Here is an 18,870-nt window from a genome sequence, read left to right as displayed (position 1 = left end):
ATTCCCTTATTGGACGGAATGCCAAAGTTGTAAATGTTCAGCAATTGGTCCAAGTGCCAGGGCAGGCACAAAAGTGAGTGCACCAATAACGAAAACAGTTAGTATTAACAAGCCAATAAAGAGTGGGCCATGAGTGGGTAATGTGGCAAAGCTCTCGGGCTGGCGCTTTTTCCTTACCATAATACCCGCAATAGCCATTACTGCAGTAATTAAGCCAAAACGACCGACAAACATAACAATACTCAACGTAATATTATAAAATAGGTTATTGCTATTTAATCCTGCAAAAGCGCTACCATTATTATTCGCAGCTGAGGAAAATGCATAAAGAACTTCACTAAAGCCGTGAGCGCCAGGATTTAAAATAGCACTGCGTCCTGCTTCGGTAAAAAGCGCCAGTGTTGTTCCTAGCAATGTTAAAGCGGGGGTGATTAAAATAGCGATAGCGGTTAATTTCATTTCCTGAATTTCGATTTTTTTCCCCAGATATTCAGGTGCTCGACCTATCATTAAACCCGCCAAGAAAACGGCTAGCATAACAAATAGTAGCATGCCATATAACCCGGAACCTACGCCACCAAATACCACCTCACCAAGTTGGATAAGCCACATTGGTATCATCCCGCCCAATGCAGTAAAAGAATCATGCATGGCGTTTACTGCACCGCAGGAGGTTGCTGTTGTGATGACAGCATAGAGTGCCGAATTTAAAATCCCAAAGCGACTTTCTTTACCTTCCAGATTAATATTACTGTTAGCACCTGAAAGCATCAATTGTGGGTTACCTTGCATTTCTGCGTAAACAACGATAGCGATAGCAAGAGTGAAAATGATCCCCATTGTCCAAATTAATGTTGTACCTTGCCGACTATCACCGACCACGCGGCCAAATGCAAAATAGAGTGCAGTGGGGATTAAAAGAATAGCAATCATTTGGCTAAAATTGGTTAACGCGGTAGGATTTTCGAAAGGGTGTGCTGAATTGGTGGCAAAAAATCCACCGCCATTAGTACCTAATAATTTGATTGCTTCCTGCGAAGCGACGGGTCCCATTGGGATAATTTGGTTTTGGTTTTGTAATGTTTCTACCACTAGATACGGCGAAAAATTTTGTAACACACCTTGGCTGACAAAAAATAAGGCAAAAATAATCGCCAGTGGTAGTAAAAGATAGAGTGTAATACGAGCAATATCTATCCAGGCATTGCCCAGCGTTTTTACCCCTTGGCGGGCAAAGGCGCGGATCAGCGCAAAAGCTACTGCAATACCGGTAGCAGCAGATAAGAAATTCTGTACCGTTAATCCCGTCATTTGACTAAAATAACTTAAGGTGTGTTCTCCACTATAGGCTTGCCAATTAGTATTGGTGATAAAACTAATTGCGGTATTAAGTGCAAGATCCCAATTTAGATTGACAAATTTTTGTGGATTGAGCGGTAGATTGTATTGATTGATTAATAGCAGAAAGAGAAATACGCCACCAATAACGTTAAACAGCAGCAGCGCAGTAACGTATTGTCGCCAATTCATTTCATGTATTTCACCGCCGGGTTTGCGCAACCGACAGCAGCTCCATAAGCCGGATTCTATTTTGAAAACCCAGATCGGTAAATCACTTTCAATCAATAAAGCGATATAATTTCCTACAAATTTAGCGATAACAAGCAGGAGAATTAAAAAACTGGCAATTAATAAAGCACTACTTACCATTTAAAAATCCTCCGCATGAGTAAGCGCATAAATCAAATAGAGAAATAATATTCCAATTAGAATGATCCCTGTGATAGAAAAGATGGACACAGTTTGTCTCCTCATGATTTTAATGTACTGAGCTTAAGTCTTTCAATGCAAAGAATCTGATAAAAAGTCTACTCATAGTGTAAAAATAGTATAAAAATACCAATATAATAGTTTGTCTGTTATTACTATTATCGCTATTTTTTGTTACAATAAATAAACCGTAGTTAATATAATGTTTATTTATTGTAATAATGACTGCTTTTTTATTGTTTAATAAGCAAATAAATTACGATATAAAGAAAAGTGCTGATAAAAACAGCAAAAAAGTGGTCTGATGAGTAGTAATGCTGGTTTTTATCAGATAAAATTTTCATTCATTACATAATATATCTCAATTGTTTATATCAATTGATAACTTTATAAGGAGGATCTTTATGTCTGAGTATCGTCAATATCCTTGGCATCAAGTTCTCTTGCGTCGTGTTGGTGTTGTATTATTAGGCATTGTGGCTTTTCCTATCATGATTTTTCGACATGATCGTAGCCGCTTTTATAGTTACCTACACCGCATGTGGCTAAAGACTAGCGATAAACCCGTTTGGTTGGCCAGCGCTGAAGATACCGAATCGATGAAGTAATTAATTGATTAAAAAATAAAATGTCCTATTACTGTTTGTGATAGGGCGTTTTTGTTTTAAGTCGTTGTGAAACATATTTTTAAGTTTAATATTTAATAAAATAAATCAGTTTTACAAATAGGATAGTAAGTAATGCATAATATTGAATTAGAACAACTAATCAATACGCACTTGAATATTTATGAATATCAAGACTATGCGCCCAATGGGCTTCAGGTGGAAGGGCGCTCAGAGGTAAAAAAAATCGTGACCGGTGTGACTGCATCGCAAGCGTTACTTGATGAAGCGGTAAAATTAGCTGCAGATGCGATTATTGTTCATCATGGTTATTTTTGGAAAAATGAAGCCGCCGTTATTCTTAATATGAAGCGTAATCGATTAAAAACATTGCTTTGCAATGATATTAACCTTTATGGTTATCATTTGCCCCTTGATGCCCATCCCATTTTGGGAAATAACGCGCAGTTGGGGAATATCATGGGGGTTCGGTTTGAAAAGCTTATTTCGCCTTTATTGCCAATGGGTAGTTTTGCTCAACCGATAACGGCTGATGATTTAGTGTCGCGTTTAACCAATAAGTTAGCTCGTCAACCCTTGTATTGTGGTGATAATGGCCCAAAAGAGATCAGTACCATTGCCTGGTGTACAGGGGGCGGACAAAATTTTATTCAACAAGCAGCCGAGGCAGGTGTTGATGCTTTTGTGACAGGTGAAGTTTCTGAGCAAACGATCCATATTGCCAGAGAAATGGGGATCCATTTTTATGCCGCAGGTCATCATGCAACGGAGCGATTTGGCGTTAAAATGTTAGGTGAATGGCTGCAAAAAGATTATGGATTTGAGGTGACTTTTATCGATATAGCCAATCCAGCCTAATTTTTGTAAGGATAAACACCAAGCCAGCTAAAAAGTATTAAAACCAAGGGTTATCACCAAACTGTGTCTTGTATTCTATATGATGATTGTTTATGCAAAATAAAATAGTAAGACACAGTTTATTTATCAATAATAATTAACTATTTTTTGGTTAAATCGCTATGAAAATCTCTTTGTTTATAGCCGGTATATAATTGACGGGGACGTGCTATTTTTAATTCTTCATCATGCATTTCGTTCCAGTGAGCAATCCAACCAATTGTACGAGCAATAGCAAAAATAACCGTAAACATGGTTGTTGGGATCCCTATTGCTTTTAAAATGATGCTAGAATAGAAATCCACATTGGGATAAAGTTTTTTCTCAATAAAATAGGGGTCATTTAGGGCTATATGTTCTAATTGCTTGGCGATTTCTAATATATTATCATTTAATTTAAGTTCTTTAAGTACTTCATCGCAGGTCTGTTTCATCACAGTTGCTCGGGGATCATAATTTTTATAAACCCGATGGCCAAATCCCATTAAACGGAAGGGATCATCTTTGTCTTTTGCCCGTTTGATAAATTTAGGAATATTTTCGACAGTTTGAATCTCTTCTAGCATGCGTAAACAGGCTTCATTGGCACCACCGTGAGCCGGTCCCCAAAGAGAGGCGATTCCAGCAGCAATACAAGCAAATGGATTAGCGCCAGAAGAACCAGCAGTTCTTACTGTTGAAGTTGATGCATTTTGTTCATGATCAGCATGCAGAATAAAAATGCGATCCATGGCCCGTTCTATGATTGGATTAACCTGATATTTTTCACAAGGTGTAGCAAACATCATATGAAGGAAATTCGCAGAATAAGAGAGGAAATTTTGTGGGTAAATAAAAGGTTGACCAATAGAGTATTTATAACACATTGCTGCAACGGTCGGCATTTTTGATAGTAACCTAAATGCTGCTATTTCACGATGACGCGGATTATTAACATCCAATGAGTCGTGATAGAAAGCCGCTAGTGCGCCGGTTACACCACAAAGGATTGCCATTGGATGAGAATCACGACGGAAACCTTGCAAAAGCCGAGTAATTTGATCGTGGATCATTGTATGTTCAGTGACAATTTTTTTAAAGTTGTCATAGTCGTTTTGTGAAGGTTTTTCACCGTAAAGTAGTATATAACAAACTTCTAAATAAGTAGAATTGGTAGCCAATTGATCAATAGGATATCCGCGGTGCAAAAGAATACCTTTATCTCCATCTATATAGGTAATTTTAGACTCGCAGGATGCGGTTGAGGTAAAGCCAGGATCGTAGGTAAAATAACCTTTGGAGCCTAATCCTCGGACATCAATTACATCGATCCCAAGTGTAGGGTTTAGTACTTCAAGCTCAATTTTTTCTGCATCTTTATCGACTAATTCTATAGTCTTTTTTTCTTTGCCTGCCATTACGGGTCTCCTTAGCGCTAAAACGCAATTTCCGACAACCATGAAAGCATGATAAAACGCTTAGAAATTGCATGATATTTCATTTATTAAAAGGCTTGAATCATGTTTTTAACGAAGTTTTTATCTAATAAAATTTTTTATTAACAATTCATAATCTATTCTGTTCCTTATATATTTTAAATTATACCAACAATAACATTAGGTTTTTTATGGGTAACAATCTAGCATGTTTATTTTACATAATTTCTTCTTTTGTGTGGCGATAATCACTAATTAATTCAACTTAATCATATGTAAGATAAATGTTTGTTTCTTGTCAAATTACATTATCAATTTAATGACCGATGTTTAAATCGTGATCACACTCACTGTTCAAGCTAAATCTCTCCAAACCTAATGTGTTGTAATTGTAATGGGCATGTGAAGGTCATATACTGCAAATGAGGTCTCCGGATTACCTTGTGGTAGGAGTACCCAGCGTTAATGAGTAACAACTTTTGCCAATGTGTTAGGGATTAATTTATAAGCTGAGTTGTGCTTTGTTATCACGATCGCTGTTTGATTTCTGCTCCAGGTCCGGAGGTAGGAAAACAATAAAGAGCTGTGTGGGCATAAATTGTGAAAAAACAAAGACCTATCAATCTTCAATTGCAGACAATTCATTTTCCGATTACTGCAATAGCTTCGATTTTACATCGTGTCTCTGGCGTTATTACCTTTATTGCGGTCGGTATTTTGTTATGGCTGCTGGGATTATCGCTTTCTTCACTGGAAGGTTTTCAATATGCTACTGAAATTATGGGTAGCTTTTTTATAAAATTCATTATTTGGGGTGTCTTGACTGCACTAATATATCATATTTGTGGCGGTATTCGTCATATGTTAATGGATTTTGGTTTTATCGATGAGAGTTTGTCTGTGGGACGTATTTCAGCGATAGTTGCGTTTATTATCACCGCTATTTTGTCGATCTTAGCGGGGGTTTTTGTATGGTAGTTAATGCATCAACATTAGGCCGCACTGGCACACAAGATTGGCTACTACTTCGTGCGTCTGCCATTATTATTGCCCTTTATACGTTTTATATTGTTAGTTTTATAGTCACAACTGATTTAAATTATACTGTTTGGCGGACTTTTTTTGCTTTTCCAATAACAAAAATTTTTACTATTTTAACGCTCATTTCCATATTAGTACATGCCTGGATAGGTTTATGGCAAGTATTAACCGATTATGTTAAGTCAATCGCCTTGCGATTATCATTACAACTATTTTTTATTGTTATATTAATGACTTATTTAATTTATGGAACAATAGTAGTGTGGGGAGCGTAAATGAAATTACCAGTAAGAGAGTTTGATGCCGTTGTTATTGGTGCTGGTGGCGCTGGGATGCGAGCTGCGTTGCAAATTTCTCAGTTAGGTTTGTCATGTGCATTAATTTCTAAAGTTTTCCCGACACGTTCACACACCGTATCTGCTCAGGGCGGGATCACCGTTGCGTTAGGTAATACGCATGAAGATGATTGGCAATGGCATATGTATGATACTGTCAAGGGCTCTGATTATATAGGTGATCAAAATGCCATCGAATACATGTGCAAAACCGGACCTGAGGCCATACTAGAACTTGAGCATATGGGGTTACCATTTTCACGTTTAGACGACGGTCGTATTTATCAACGTCCATTTGGTGGCCAGTCAAAAAATTTTGGTGGTGAGCAAGCCGCTCGAACCGCGGCGGCGGCAGATAGAACTGGCCATGCCCTTTTGCATACTCTTTATCAACAGAATTTAAAAAACCATACCACGATTTTCTCCGAATGGTATTCACTTGACTTAGTTAAAAATCAGAATGGTGACATAGTCGGTTGTACCGCATTATGCATGGAATCCGGTGAGGTCGTTTACTTTAAAGCTAAAGCTACTATTCTTGCGACAGGTGGAGCGGGAAGAATTTATCAATCAACAACTAATGCCCATATTAATACCGGTGACGGTGTTGGTATGGCTGTCAGGGCAGGTGTGCCATTGCAGGATATGGAAATGTGGCAATTTCATCCAACTGGAATTGCTGGTGCGGGTGTATTAGTGACAGAGGGATGTCGGGGAGAGGGCGGCTATTTACTTAATAAAGATGGCGAGCGCTTTATGGAGCGTTATGCGCCTAATGCAAAAGATTTGGCTGGTCGCGATGTTGTTGCTCGCTCAATTATGATAGAGATCCGTGAAGGAAGGGGATGTGATGGCCCCTGGGGACCACACGTTAAATTAAAACTGGATCATTTAGGTAAAGAAGTGCTGGAATCACGATTACCCGGTATTCTCGAATTATCCAGGACTTTTGCTCATGTTGATCCGGTTAAAGAACCGATTCCTGTTATCCCTACTTGTCATTATATGATGGGTGGGATCCCAACTAAAGTAACCGGACAGGCATTGATGATTAATGAAAAAGGTGAAGATGTTGTGATCCCGGGATTATTTGCTGTTGGTGAAATAGCTTGTGTTTCCGTTCATGGAGCAAACCGTTTGGGCGGAAATTCATTGCTTGATTTGGTGGTATTCGGGCGTTCTGCCGGTTTACATCTGAAAGAATCTTTACTGGAACAAGGCTCAATGAGTGATGCTAGCGAATCTGATATTGATGCGGCCTTAATGCGTTTAAATCGCTGGGATAATACACAAAGCGGTGAAGATCCGGTAGAAATTCGCAAAGCATTACAAGCCTGTATGCAACATAATTTTTCCGTTTTTCGTGAAGGCGATGCGATGGCTAAGGGCTTAGAAGAATTAAAGGTAATTCGTGAACGTTTGAAAAATGCCCGTTTGGATGATACTTCACGCGAATTTAATACCCAACGCATTGAATGTCTAGAGCTGGATAATTTGGTAGAAACAGCGTTTGCAACGGCAGAAGCGGCAAATTTTCGTACTGAAAGTCGGGGAGCACATAGTCGTTTTGACCACCCTGATCGTGATGATACAAATTGGTTATGTCATACGCTATATTTACCACAATCTGGAACTATGACTCGCCGAGTAGTCAATATGCAACCTGAGTTACGTGATCCCTTCCCACCTAAAATACGTACTTATTAATGCGTGGCGTTAATAGTGTTGCGGAGAAAGTAGATTATGAAAATTGAATTTTCCATTTATCGTTACAATCCAGACGTCGATAATATGCCACGTATGCAAGGCTACAGTTTGGAGATCGCTAAAGGGCGTGACATGATGTTGCTGGATGCTTTAATTCAACTAAAAGAAAAAGATCCTACTTTAGCATTTCGTCGTTCTTGTCGTGAAGGCGTTTGTGGTTCTGATGGATTAAATATGAATGGTAAAAATGGCTTGGCCTGCATTACTCCACTGTCAGCTTTGTGTCGTGATAAAAAAAAGGTTGTTGTGCGCCCATTGCCAGGCTTACCGGTTGTTCGAGATTTAATTGTTGATATGGCTCAATTTTATACTCAATATGAAAAAATTCGGCCTTACCTTATCAATGATGGCAAGAATTCACCAGCTCGTGAGTATTTACAGACTCCTGCACAACGAGAAAAATTGGATGGCTTATATGAGTGTATTCTTTGTGCTTGCTGTTCAACCTCATGTCCATCATTTTGGTGGAATCCGGATAAATTTATTGGTCCTGCCGGTTTATTAGCTGCTTATCGTTTTTTAATCGATAGTCGGGATACCGAAACCGATAACAGATTAGATAATTTAAATGACGCTTTTAGTGTATTTCGCTGTCATAGCATTATGAATTGTGTCAGTGTTTGTCCAAAAGGTTTAAATCCAACTAAAGCTATTGGGCACATTAAATCGATGTTATTAAAGCGTAGTGCATAGCTTTGGCAAAAATTCCCGTAATCGAAATGTTACGGGAAATAAAAAATGGAAAACTATTATTTAAAATTGATATTTATTTTATGTGGTAAATTACAGAAGGAACCTTTAAAAACCGGTTGCGGTTTTTAAAGGTTCTTATAAATAAGGGGAATTTAATTAAGCGCTCCTTTATTAATAATCGTGCATAGAACACGTTCAAAGAATCTTTATTGAAACCGTCTATATAAAAAGCGGTACTGTTAACTACGACGAAAACTAAAGCCTATAAGCTTAAGGGATCACAATGCACAACGGCGTAATGAAGGACTGGCTAGATTCAAGTTTTCTAGCTGGTGCAAATCAGTCTTATATCGAACAGCTTTATGAAGACTACTTAATTGACCCTAATTCCGTTAATGCAGACTGGCGAGACTTTTTTAATAAACTACCAGGTGCAAGCTCCAACGGTGAATACTCCCATTCTCAAACACGTGAATATTTTCGTTCATTGGCGAAAGATTCTACACGTTATCAAACTTCGGTTAGTGATCCGTCTTTGGATGCGAAGCAAGTTAAAGTCCTCCAATTAATAAACGCCTTTCGTTTTAGAGGACATCAAAATGCAAATCTTGATCCATTAGAGCTTTGGAAACAAGAAACTGTACCTGATTTAGATCCTGCATTTCATGATTTAACCGATGCTGATTTTGAAAAAACGTTCAATGTTGGTTCTTTTGCTATTGGCCAGGAAACAATGAAATTAAGTGAGCTGTATACTGCACTGAAGCGTATTTATTGCGCTTCAATTGGTGCCGAATACATGCATATTACTAATACTGAAGAAAAACGTTGGATCCAACAGCGCCTAGAACTGGCAACACCGGTTAGTCAACAATTTAGCAAACAAGAAAAGATCCGCTTCTTATCAGAATTAACTTCAGCTGAAGGATTAGAGCGCTATCTTGGGGCAAAATTTCCTGGCGCAAAACGTTTTTCCCTTGAAGGGGGTGATTCGCTCATTCCCATGTTAAAAGATTTGATCCGTTATGCAGGTCATCAGGATACGCGTGAAGTCGTATTGGGGATGGCGCATCGTGGGCGATTAAATGTTTTAGTTAACATTTTAGGTAAGCAACCAAAAGAGCTGTTTGATGAGTTTGCAGGTAAGCATAAAGATCATTTAGGTACTGGTGATGTTAAATATCATCAGGGCTTTTCTTCTGATTTTAAAACAGAAGGTGCTTTGGTTCATTTAGCCTTGGCTTTTAATCCATCACATTTAGAAATAGTTAGTCCAGTAGTCATCGGTTCTGTTCGTGCTCGTCGTGATCGTTTAGATGAAGGTCGTAGTAATATGGTACTGCCCATTACTATCCATGGTGATGCAGCGGTAACAGGCCAGGGAGTTGTTCAGGAAATGCTGAACATGTCTCAGGCTCGTGGTTATGAGGTTGGCGGTACAGTGCGGATCGTGGTTAATAATCAGATAGGTTTTACCACCTCCAATCCTAAAGATGCACGTTCAACACAATATTGCACTGATATCATGAAAATGGTACAAGCACCTATTTTTCATGTTAATGCCGATGATCCAGAAGCGGTTGCTTTTGTTACTCGATTGGCATTAGATTTTCGCAATAAATTTAAACGCGATGTGGTCATTGATTTAGTTTGCTATCGTCGCCATGGTCATAATGAGGCGGATGAGCCGAGTGCTACCCAACCAATTATGTATCAAAAAATTAAAAAACATGCGACACCGCGTAAAATTTATGCGGATAAATTGATAGCGGAAAAGACAGTTACTAGCGACGAAGTAACAGAAATGGTTAATCTTTACCGTGATAAGTTAGATCACGGTGATTGTGTCGTTGATGAATGGCGTCCAATGGGAACTGACTATTCGGTCTGGAAACCCTATTTAAATCATGAATGGAATGATGCTTACCCTGCTAAAGTTAAGAAGAAACGACTACAAGACTTAGCTAAACGTTTAAGTACTATTCCGGCAGAGATTGTCATGCAGCCTCGGGTTGAAAAAATTTACAGTGATCGCCTGGCAATGGCGAACGGTAAAAAATTGCTCGATTGGGGAGCAGCAGAAACTTTGGCTTATGCAACATTAGTTGATGAAGGGATACAAGTTCGTTTATCAGGTGAAGATGCCGGCCGAGGTACTTTTTTTCATCGTCATGCCGTTATTCATAATCAAACTAATGGTTCAGTTTACGTCCCTCTGGCTAATATACGTGAAAATCAAGGAATATTTGACGTCTGGGATTCCGTTTTGTCTGAAGAAGCGGTACTTGCTTTTGAATATGGTTATGCATCAGCCGAGCCACGGGTTTTGACTATTTGGGAAGCTCAGTTTGGTGATTTTGCTAATGTGGCGCAAGTAGTTATCGATCAATTTATTAGTTCTGGTGAACAGAAATGGGGGCGATTGTGTGGATTGGTGATGCTGTTACCCCATGGTTATGAAGGGCAAGGTCCGGAGCACTCTTCAGCCCGTTTAGAGCGTTATTTACAATTATGTGCGGAACAAAATATGCAAGTCTGTGTTCCGTCTACTCCAGCTCAGGTCTATCATATGCTCCGTCGTCAGATACTTCGTAATATGCGACGTCCATTGATTGTTATGTCACCCAAATCATTACTGCGTCATCCTCTTGCGGTTTCTAGTTTGGAAGAGTTAGCAAATGGTGAATTCCAGCCGATAATTAATGAAATTGATCCCATAGATGCGAAAAAGGTCAAACGTGTCGTTTTATGTTCAGGTAAAGTTTATTATGATCTACTTGAACAACGTCGTGAAAACAAACAAAAAAATATCGCTATCGTTCGTATTGAACAATTATATCCGTTTCCCCATAAAGATTTAGAAACTACGCTCAAGCCTTATGCGCATGTTCGCGATTTTGTCTGGTGTCAAGAGGAACCTCTCAATCAGGGGGCATGGTACTGTAGTCAGCATAATATTCGGGAAGCAATTCCAAAAGGTTCATTATTAAGTTATGCGGGACGCCCTGCATCTGCTTCACCAGCCGTAGGCTACGCGTCTGTTCATCAAGAACAGCAAAAAGCATTGGTTGATGATGCACTAAAAATAAATAAATTAAAGGATAGAAAATGAGTAACATAGAAATTCTTGTTCCTGATCTTCCTGAATCTGTTGCAGATGCTACAGTTGCAACTTGGCACAAGAAACCAGGTGATCGGGTAGAGCGTGATGAAGTGTTAGTGGAAATTGAAACGGATAAAGTTGTACTTGAAGTACCAGCAGCAGATTCAGGTATTCTGGAATCAATTTTAGAAGAAGAGGGAGCTACTGTTTTATCAAAACAGCTATTGGGTCGCATACATCTTAGTGATAGTACCGGGATTCCTGCTGAGGTAAAAGAGACTACTGAGTCAGCGCCAGCGAAACGCCAGACTGCTAGCCTTGAGGAAGAGAGTCATAGTGCACTAACACCGGCTGTCCGTCGTTTAATTGCAGAACATGATTTAAACCCGAGCAATATAAAAGGTAGCGGCGTAGGCGGGCGTATAACGCGTGATGATGTTGAGAAATATATTAAAAACCAATCAACAGCAAGCGAAAATAGACCGATTAAGCAACAGAATGACGCATCTACAACGCCATCATCAACTTCTTCTCATCGAAGTGAAAAACGAGTACCAATGACGCGTTTGCGTAAGCGTATAGCAGAGCGTTTACTGGAGGCAAAAAATAATACTGCCATGTTGACTACCTTTAATGAAGTTAACATGAAGCCTGTTTTTGATTTGCGTAAACATTATAGTGAAAGCTTTGAAAAGCGGCATGGTGTGCGTTTGGGTTTTATGTCTTTCTATGTGAAAGCAGTTGTTGAAGCCTTAAAGCGTTATCCTGAAGTGAACGCATCGATTGATGGTTCAGATGTGCTTTATCATAGTTATTTTGATATTAGTATTGCTGTTTCCACACCTAGAGGTTTAGTTACACCAGTATTACGTGATGCAGATGCGCTTAGCATGGCAGAAATTGAAAAGCGTATTAAAGAGTTGGCAGTTAAGGGGCGTGACGGCAAATTAACGGTTGAAGAATTGACCGGTGGAAACTTCACTATTACTAACGGTGGTGTTTTTGGCTCTTTAATGTCAACTCCGATCATTAATCCGCCGCAAAGTGCAATTTTAGGTATGCACGCCATCAAAGATCGGCCAATGGCAGTTGATGGTAAAATCGAAATCTTGCCAATGATGTATTTAGCACTTTCTTATGATCACCGTTTAATTGATGGACGAGAGTCTGTTAGCTTCTTGGTGACAATAAAGGATATGTTGGAAGATCCGGCTCGTTTATTGTTAGACGTCTAGATAACCAATTTAGAGTGAAGTTATTTACTCAGTCTGGAGCAAAGCTTGGTTAATTTTTTATTGACCAATGTTTAAATAAAAATATATAGAGAATTGTTAACTCTCTGTCAGGCTAAATTATGGATAGTGCATCATGAACTTACACGAATATCAGGCAAAACAACTGCTTGCGCATTATGGTTTGTCAGTACCGACAGGTTATGCTTGTGAAACAGCAAAAGAGGCAGAAGAAGCAACAACAAAATTGGGTAATAGTCCTTGGGTTGTAAAGTGCCAGGTACATGCTGGTGGTCGAGGCAAAGCGGGTGGCGTAAAAGTTGTTAATAATCGCGACGAAATCCGGTTATTTGCTGAAAAGTGGTTAGGAAAACGCTTAGTGACTTACCAAACCGATTCCCATGGACAGCCCGTTAATCAAATTTTGGTAGAAGAAGCAACGGATATTGATAAAGAGCTTTATTTAGGTGCGGTGATAGATCGCGCCTCTCGTCGAATTGTCTTTATGGCATCGACTGAAGGTGGGGTCGAAATTGAAAAAGTTGCAGCAGAGACACCAGAACTTATTCATAAGGCTATTATTGATCCATTAACCGGCCCTATGCCTTATCAAGGACGCGAGCTTGCTTTTAAGCTAGGTTTGAGCGGCAAACAAGTCCAGCAGTTTACCCAAATATTTATCGGATTAGCGACAATTTTTCTCGAGCGTGATCTGGCTTTAATCGAGATTAATCCTCTCGTGATAACTAAGCAAGGGGATTTAATCTGTCTGGATGGCAAGCTTAGTGTGGATAGTAATGCACTATACCGCCAAGTAGAATTAAAGGAGATGCGTGATATTTCTCAGGAAGATCCCCGTGAAGCCCATGCGTCGGAGTGGGAATTAAACTATGTTGCTTTAGATGGCAATATTGGTTGTATGGTTAATGGTGCCGGTTTAGCTATGGGAACCATGGACATTGTGAAGTTACATGGCGGTGCTCCAGCTAATTTTCTTGATGTGGGTGGTGGGGCAACTAAAGAACGTGTAGCAGAAGCATTTAAAATTATCTTATCTGATGAAAATGTTAAAGCTGTTTTGGTCAATATTTTTGGTGGTATTGTTCGCTGCGATTTGATTGCTGATGGTATTATTGGAGCAGTTAAAGAAATTGGGGTAACAGTCCCGGTCATTGTTCGTCTTGAAGGCAATAATGCTTAGCTTGGTGCGCAAAAGTTAGCGGATAGTGGCCTAAAAATTACTGCTGCAACCAGCTTGACCGATGCGGCAGAAAAAGCAGTAGCAGCAGCGGAGGCGAAATAAGTAATGTCTATTTTAATTGATAAAAATACTAAAGTTATCTGCCAGGGATTTACAGGTAGCCAAGGAACTTTTCATTCAGAGCAGGCAATTGCTTATGGGACAAAAATGGTCGGTGGTGTAACGCCAGGTAAAGGTGGAACAACACATTTAGGATTACCTGTTTTCAATACAGTCCGTGAAGCTGTACAAGCAACAGGTGCAACCGCATCGGTTATTTATGTTCCTGCTCCATTTTGTAAAGATTCGATTCTTGAAGCTATCAATAGTGGTATCAAACTGATTATTACCATTACCGAAGGGATCCCCACGTTAGATATGCTAACGGTGAAAGCAAAGCTAGATGAAACTGGGGTAAAAATGATAGGACCGAACTGTCCAGGTATTATTACCCCAGGTGAATGTAAGATTGGTATCCAACCTGGACATATTCATAAACCGGGTAAAGTAGGTATTGTATCGCGCTCTGGTACATTAACTTATGAAGCCGTTAAGCAGACAACTGATGCAGGATTAGGGCAATCTACTTGTGTTGGTATTGGTGGTGATCCTATTCCGGGTTCAAATTTTATTGATATATTGAAACTATTCCAGGCAGATCCCCAAACTGAAGCTATCGTTATGATTGGTGAAATTGGTGGTACAGCGGAGGAAGAAGCGGCCACTTATATTAAACAACATATAACAAAACCAGTCGTTGCTTATATTGCCGGCGTAACAGCACCAAAAGGTAAGCGTATGGGGCATGCTGGCGCCATCATTGCTGGTGGCAAAGGTACTGCGGATGAAAAGTTTGCTGCATTAGAAGCAGCAGGTGTAAAAACTGTTCGTAGCTTAGCTGAGATTGGTGAAGCTGTTAAGCAATTAGTGACTAGTAAATAACCTGATTTCGACTATGATTAGTAAAAGCCACTCATAGATAGTGGCTTTTTTTATGTTTAGGCCGTGAGTAATGCTGGTAAACTTGATTTTTTCGATATTAAAAGTGGCATTATGTGGATTAAAAATATTCTGTTGATGGTTTTTTTAATAGCGTTTTGGCGAGTTTTCCCAAGTCAACAACAAGTACATGGTTAAAATGAATTATTGCCTATTTTCTTGGCATGAACAAAACAATAAACAGCTATTTAATATATTGATAACTTTAATAAAAATTGATTTAAATCAAACAATAAAATAGGTTTTATTTATTTTTTCGATGAAATTGATCATTGATCAAATTTAGTCAGTATTTAAATGTAGCGGTATGTTGATTTAATCGCAAAATTTCAATCTTAATCGTATTAAATCTATTTATTATAAGTGTATATAAGCGTACTATTATTAAGATGTTTGTTGTATTTTGATAAATTTTTTATCGTTATTTTAAGATGTATAAAGCTGGTAGTTATGAGGCTTTCATCTTTTGCATTATGAAAGTCAGGTCGCCGCAAGTCGGTGTCTTCCTGCTAGGAGCAAGGAGTCAAGATGTTTGATATTGTCGAACTGTCCCGGTTACAGTTTGCCTTAACTGCAATGTATCATTTCCTGTTTGTACCATTAACACTTGGTATGTCGTTTTTACTAGCGATAATGGAAACGGTGTATGTCATTTCAGGTAAACAGATATATAAAGATATGACAAAATTCTGGGGTAAGTTATTTGCTATTAACTTTGCCTTAGGTGTTGCAACAGGTTTGACCATGGAATTCCAATTCGGGACTAACTGGTCATATTATTCACATTATGTTGGTGATATTTTTGGTGCGCCATTGGCAATTGAAGGATTAATGGCGTTCTTCCTGGAGTCAACATTTGTTGGTTTATTTCTTTTTGGCTGGGATCGTTTAAGTAAAACCCAACATTTAGCTAGCACATGGCTGGTTGCGTTAGGTTCTAATTTCTCTGCGCTGTGGATTTTAGTTGCTAATGGTTGGATGCAAAACCCGATTGCTTCTGATTTTAACTTTGAAAGCATGCGGATGGAAATGCTCAGTTTTTCAGAATTAGTTTTAAATCCCGTGGCACAAGTTAAATTTGTTCACACCGTTGCCGCTGGCTATTGTACAGGTGCCATGTTCGTCTTAGGTATCAGTGCTTATTACTTACTTAGAGGCCGTGATCGACCTTTTGCTAAACGCTCTTTCGCAATAGCGGCAAGCTTTGGTATTGCTTCAGTACTATCTGTTATTGTTTTGGGTGATGAATCTGGCTATGAAATGGGTGATGTTCAGAAGACCAAGTTAGCCGCCATTGAAGCTGAATGGGAAACCCAACCGCCGCCGGCTTCATTTAATCTTATTGCTGTGCCAAATAGCGAAAAAATGAAAAATGAATTCGCAGTAGAAATTCCATGGTTAATGGGAATTATCACTACCCGTTCTATTGATACCCCGGTTTTGGGTTTAAAAGATTTAATGGCGCAACATGAAGTTCGTATCCGCAATGGTATGAATGCCTATGCTCTGTTAAAAAAATTACAAGCTGGTGATAATGATCCTGCTATACGAAAAGCATTTGATGCGAATAAAAAAGATCTTGGTTATGGATTGTTGTTAAAACGCTATACACCTAATGTTATTGATGCCAGCGAAGAACATATTAAAGCGGCCGCTAAAGATAGTATTCCTAAAGTCGGGCCTCTATTCTGGGCATTTCGCATTATGGTGGCTTGCGGTTTCTTAATGTTACTTATTTTTGCTTTATCATTCTGGTCTGTTATTCGTAACCGCATTGGTGAGAAAAAATGGCTTTTACGTTTAGCCATGTTTGGTATTCCATTACCATGGATTGCCGTTGAAGCAGGTTGGTTTGTTGCTGAATATGGTCGTCAACCGTGGGCAATTGGTGAAATTTTACCGACAGCGGTTGCACATTCATCATTAAGTAGTGCAGATCTACTTTTCTCGATGGGGCTAATATGTGGTCTGTATACTTTGTTCTTGGTTATTGAATTGTTCCTAATGTTCAAATTTGCACGTAAAGGGCCGAGTAGTCTTAAAACAGGTCGTTATCATTATGAGCAACAAAATATTTCAGCCCAAGACGCTTAGTAAACAGGAGTCCATTCATGTTTGATTATGAAGTTCTAAGATTTATATGGTGGCTACTGATTGGTGTGTTGCTGATCGGTTTTGCCGTGACCGATGGTTTTGATATGGGTGTTGGTATCTTATTGCCATTTATGGGAAAAACTGATACTGAGCGTCGGATCATGATCAATTCAATCGCACCTCATTGGGATGGTAATCAGGTTTGGTTAGTAACTGCTGGTGGTGCACTATTTGCGGCTTGGCCGATGGTTTACGCTGCGGCATTCTCAGGTTTTTATGTTGCCATGATATTAGTCTTGGCTGCACTATTTTTCAGACCGGTAGGTTTTGATTATCGTTCTAAGCTTGAAAATTCCAAATGGCGCAATATGTGGGATCGTGGCATATTTATTGGTAGCTTTGTTCCTCCGTTGATCATTGGTGTTGCTTTTGGTAATTTGCTACAGGGCGTTCCTTTTACAGTTAATGACCTATTGTATTTGAATTATACCGGGACTTTCTTTGGTTTACTCAATCCTTATGGCTTATTAGCAGGCATTATTTCTATTATGATGATAATCACCCAAGGCGCGACTTATCTCCAAATGCGCACGCTAGGTGAATTACATCTACGTTCACGTAATATCACTTATATCACCGCCTTTTTCACCTTAATTACTTTTGCTGGAGCTGGTTTTTGGTTGATATATGGAATTGATGGTTATGCGATTAAAAGTACAATCGATACCTACGCTGTTTCTAATCCGTTACACAAAGAAGTAGCAAAAGAAGCAGGGGCATGGTTGGTTAATTTTAATAATAATCCAGGACTATGGTCATTACCGGCACTTGGCTTATTTTTTCCAATACTGACTATCCTATTCACCAAGCTTGATAAAGCAGGATGGGCATTTTTATTTTCATCACTGACAATTGCTTGTATTATTTTAACTTTCGGTATTAGTATGTTCCCATTCATTATGCCTTCAAATATACAGCCTAATGCCAGTTTGACGATTTGGGATGCCACGTCGAGCTTATTTACATTGCAAGTGATGACAGTTGTTGCCATCATTTTTGTGCCAATTATATTGGCGTATACTACCTGGTGTTATTACAAAATGTTTGGTCGAATTGACAAAGCGCATATTGAAAATAACAAACATTCATTATATTAAGGAGCGAATGGCATGTGGTATTTTGCTTGGATTTTAGGAACGCTTCTTGCCTGTAGTTTCGCTGTCATTGCAGCTCTGGCTATCGAACAGGTTGAGGCTAATGCTGCTAACAAAGCTAAACATACTGGTGAATGATAATGGTAGATAAAATCTACTCATCAATGCATAAGGGTCCGTTTCGGATCCTTATTCTCTTTATGGCATTTGCCATGGCTTTTTGTGTGATGTGGGATCCAACCTTATTTGCCTCAAATACCAGTTCTCTTACTATATGGCAGGGGCTATTGCTTATTTTGGCAACATGTAGTGGGATAATTTTTGGTATTGGGTTTTTACCTAAAAATGCGTTTTGGCGTTATCTTTTTCATCCTTTACCTGCTGTTTTGATCCTAGCTTGTGGACTATTTTATTTCTTTCGTATTAGTTTCATTTCATAAGATAAGTTTATATTTCACTATTTTTTTGTAACTTTATTTATAAATCATTCCAATAGATGATTCA

Annotated in this window: 16 protein-coding genes and 1 pseudogene; 14 read left to right on the top strand and 3 right to left on the bottom strand. The window is 39.0% G+C overall.

Features of this window, described 5'->3' with window-relative positions; all coding sequences use genetic code 11:
- Positions 1-6: 6 nt before the first annotated feature.
- Together kdpA and kdpF are read right to left on the bottom strand one after the other, a co-directional pair.
- The gene (kdpA, locus tag WH390_RS12305) at positions 7-1,710 is read right to left on the bottom strand and encodes a potassium-transporting ATPase subunit KdpA (protein WP_032116258.1); all 1,704 of its coding nucleotides are present in this window, start codon (positions 1,708-1,710) and stop codon (positions 7-9) included.
- Complete coding sequence (kdpF, locus tag WH390_RS12300; protein ID WP_148305596.1) at positions 1,711-1,815, bottom strand: K(+)-transporting ATPase subunit F; 105 nt, start codon at positions 1,813-1,815, stop codon at positions 1,711-1,713.
- A 359-nt stretch (positions 1,816-2,174) separates the two neighbouring features.
- Here kdpF and WH390_RS12295 point away from each other — a divergent pair, with 359 nt between their 5' ends.
- A complete protein-coding gene (locus tag WH390_RS12295; RefSeq protein WP_032116259.1) occupies positions 2,175-2,378 on the top strand; it encodes a YbfA family protein in 204 nt (67 codons plus the stop codon).
- A gap of 132 nt (positions 2,379-2,510) precedes the next feature.
- On the top strand, positions 2,511-3,254 hold the full coding sequence (locus WH390_RS12290) for a type 2 GTP cyclohydrolase I (RefSeq protein WP_032116260.1): 744 nt from the start codon (positions 2,511-2,513) through the stop codon (positions 3,252-3,254).
- Between the two features lie 140 nt (positions 3,255-3,394).
- Here the strand turns inward: WH390_RS12290 and WH390_RS12285 are convergent, their stop codons facing one another.
- A complete protein-coding gene (locus WH390_RS12285; protein WP_032116261.1) occupies positions 3,395-4,690 on the bottom strand; it encodes a citrate synthase in 1,296 nt (431 codons plus the stop codon).
- A gap of 615 nt (positions 4,691-5,305) precedes the next feature.
- Between WH390_RS12285 and sdhC the strand changes: the two genes are divergently transcribed.
- From sdhC to ybgE, 12 genes and pseudogenes are all read left to right on the top strand, one after another.
- Positions 5,306-5,686 carry a succinate dehydrogenase cytochrome b556 subunit gene (sdhC, locus tag WH390_RS12280; protein ID WP_148305597.1) on the top strand — a complete coding sequence of 127 codons (381 nt, stop codon included), beginning with the start codon at positions 5,306-5,308 and terminating at the stop codon, positions 5,684-5,686.
- Positions 5,680-6,024 carry a succinate dehydrogenase, hydrophobic membrane anchor protein gene (sdhD, locus tag WH390_RS12275; RefSeq protein ID WP_032116263.1) on the top strand — a complete coding sequence of 115 codons (345 nt, stop codon included), beginning with the start codon at positions 5,680-5,682 and terminating at the stop codon, positions 6,022-6,024. The genes sdhC and sdhD overlap by 7 nt, the downstream gene beginning before the upstream one ends.
- Positions 6,025-7,791: a succinate dehydrogenase flavoprotein subunit gene (gene sdhA / locus WH390_RS12270; RefSeq protein ID WP_032116264.1), complete on the top strand. Its 1,767-nt coding sequence runs from the start codon at positions 6,025-6,027 to the stop codon at positions 7,789-7,791.
- A 36-nt stretch (positions 7,792-7,827) separates the two neighbouring features.
- Positions 7,828-8,544 carry a succinate dehydrogenase iron-sulfur subunit gene (locus WH390_RS12265; RefSeq protein WP_032116265.1) on the top strand — a complete coding sequence of 239 codons (717 nt, stop codon included), beginning with the start codon at positions 7,828-7,830 and terminating at the stop codon, positions 8,542-8,544.
- A 283-nt stretch (positions 8,545-8,827) separates the two neighbouring features.
- Positions 8,828-11,656 carry a 2-oxoglutarate dehydrogenase E1 component gene (gene sucA, locus WH390_RS12260; protein WP_032116266.1) on the top strand — a complete coding sequence of 943 codons (2,829 nt, stop codon included), beginning with the start codon at positions 8,828-8,830 and terminating at the stop codon, positions 11,654-11,656.
- Positions 11,653-12,882 (top strand): 2-oxoglutarate dehydrogenase complex dihydrolipoyllysine-residue succinyltransferase, encoded by a 1,230-nt coding sequence (odhB, locus tag WH390_RS12255; protein ID WP_032116267.1) that lies wholly within the window; start codon positions 11,653-11,655, stop codon positions 12,880-12,882. The genes sucA and odhB overlap by 4 nt, the downstream gene beginning before the upstream one ends.
- A 133-nt stretch (positions 12,883-13,015) precedes the next feature.
- Positions 13,016-14,182: pseudogene (gene sucC / locus WH390_RS12250) on the top strand (ADP-forming succinate--CoA ligase subunit beta).
- A 3-nt stretch (positions 14,183-14,185) separates the two neighbouring features.
- Complete coding sequence (gene sucD, locus WH390_RS12245) at positions 14,186-15,061, top strand: succinate--CoA ligase subunit alpha (protein WP_032116268.1); 876 nt, start codon at positions 14,186-14,188, stop codon at positions 15,059-15,061.
- Positions 15,062-15,646: 585 nt separating this feature from the next.
- Positions 15,647-17,212 carry a cytochrome ubiquinol oxidase subunit I gene (gene cydA / locus WH390_RS12240; protein WP_032116269.1) on the top strand — a complete coding sequence of 522 codons (1,566 nt, stop codon included), beginning with the start codon at positions 15,647-15,649 and terminating at the stop codon, positions 17,210-17,212.
- Positions 17,213-17,229: 17 nt separating this feature from the next.
- Positions 17,230-18,369, top strand: a complete 1,140-nt coding sequence (cydB, locus tag WH390_RS12235; protein ID WP_032116270.1) for a cytochrome d ubiquinol oxidase subunit II — start codon at positions 17,230-17,232, stop codon at positions 18,367-18,369.
- A gap of 12 nt (positions 18,370-18,381) precedes the next feature.
- Complete coding sequence (gene cydX, locus WH390_RS12230) at positions 18,382-18,504, top strand: cytochrome bd-I oxidase subunit CydX (RefSeq protein ID WP_063657031.1); 123 nt, start codon at positions 18,382-18,384, stop codon at positions 18,502-18,504.
- Positions 18,504-18,806 (top strand): cyd operon protein YbgE, encoded by a 303-nt coding sequence (ybgE, locus tag WH390_RS12225; RefSeq protein ID WP_032116296.1) that lies wholly within the window; start codon positions 18,504-18,506, stop codon positions 18,804-18,806. The genes cydX and ybgE overlap by 1 nt, the downstream gene beginning before the upstream one ends.
- Positions 18,807-18,870 lie beyond the last annotated feature (64 nt).

Source organism: Candidatus Arsenophonus nilaparvatae, assembly GCF_045346035.1.
Taxonomy (GTDB): Bacteria; Pseudomonadota; Gammaproteobacteria; order Enterobacterales; family Enterobacteriaceae; genus Arsenophonus; species Arsenophonus nilaparvatae.
This window is presented reverse-complemented; position numbering and strand designations above follow the sequence as displayed.

What these genes read in the sequence shown, in the direction of transcription:
- WH390_RS12290 (WP_032116260.1), top strand. Translation starts at nt 2,511, where the DNA reads ATGCATAATATTGAATTAGAACAACTAATCAATACGCACTTGAATATT.
- kdpA (WP_032116258.1), bottom strand. Translation starts at nt 1,710, where the DNA reads ATGGTAAGTAGTGCTTTATTAATTGCCAGTTTTTTAATTCTCCTGCTT.
- odhB (WP_032116267.1), top strand. Translation starts at nt 11,653, where the DNA reads ATGAGTAACATAGAAATTCTTGTTCCTGATCTTCCTGAATCTGTTGCA.
- sucD (WP_032116268.1), top strand. Translation starts at nt 14,186, where the DNA reads ATGTCTATTTTAATTGATAAAAATACTAAAGTTATCTGCCAGGGATTT.
- sdhD (WP_032116263.1), top strand. Translation starts at nt 5,680, where the DNA reads ATGGTAGTTAATGCATCAACATTAGGCCGCACTGGCACACAAGATTGG.
- sucA (WP_032116266.1), top strand. Translation starts at nt 8,828, where the DNA reads ATGCACAACGGCGTAATGAAGGACTGGCTAGATTCAAGTTTTCTAGCT.
- WH390_RS12285 (WP_032116261.1), bottom strand. Translation starts at nt 4,690, where the DNA reads ATGGCAGGCAAAGAAAAAAAGACTATAGAATTAGTCGATAAAGATGCA.
- cydX (WP_063657031.1), top strand. Translation starts at nt 18,382, where the DNA reads ATGTGGTATTTTGCTTGGATTTTAGGAACGCTTCTTGCCTGTAGTTTC.
- WH390_RS12295 (WP_032116259.1), top strand. Translation starts at nt 2,175, where the DNA reads ATGTCTGAGTATCGTCAATATCCTTGGCATCAAGTTCTCTTGCGTCGT.
- kdpF (WP_148305596.1), bottom strand. Translation starts at nt 1,815, where the DNA reads ATGAGGAGACAAACTGTGTCCATCTTTTCTATCACAGGGATCATTCTA.
- WH390_RS12265 (WP_032116265.1), top strand. Translation starts at nt 7,828, where the DNA reads ATGAAAATTGAATTTTCCATTTATCGTTACAATCCAGACGTCGATAAT.
- sdhA (WP_032116264.1), top strand. Translation starts at nt 6,025, where the DNA reads ATGAAATTACCAGTAAGAGAGTTTGATGCCGTTGTTATTGGTGCTGGT.
- cydA (WP_032116269.1), top strand. Translation starts at nt 15,647, where the DNA reads ATGTTTGATATTGTCGAACTGTCCCGGTTACAGTTTGCCTTAACTGCA.
- cydB (WP_032116270.1), top strand. Translation starts at nt 17,230, where the DNA reads ATGTTTGATTATGAAGTTCTAAGATTTATATGGTGGCTACTGATTGGT.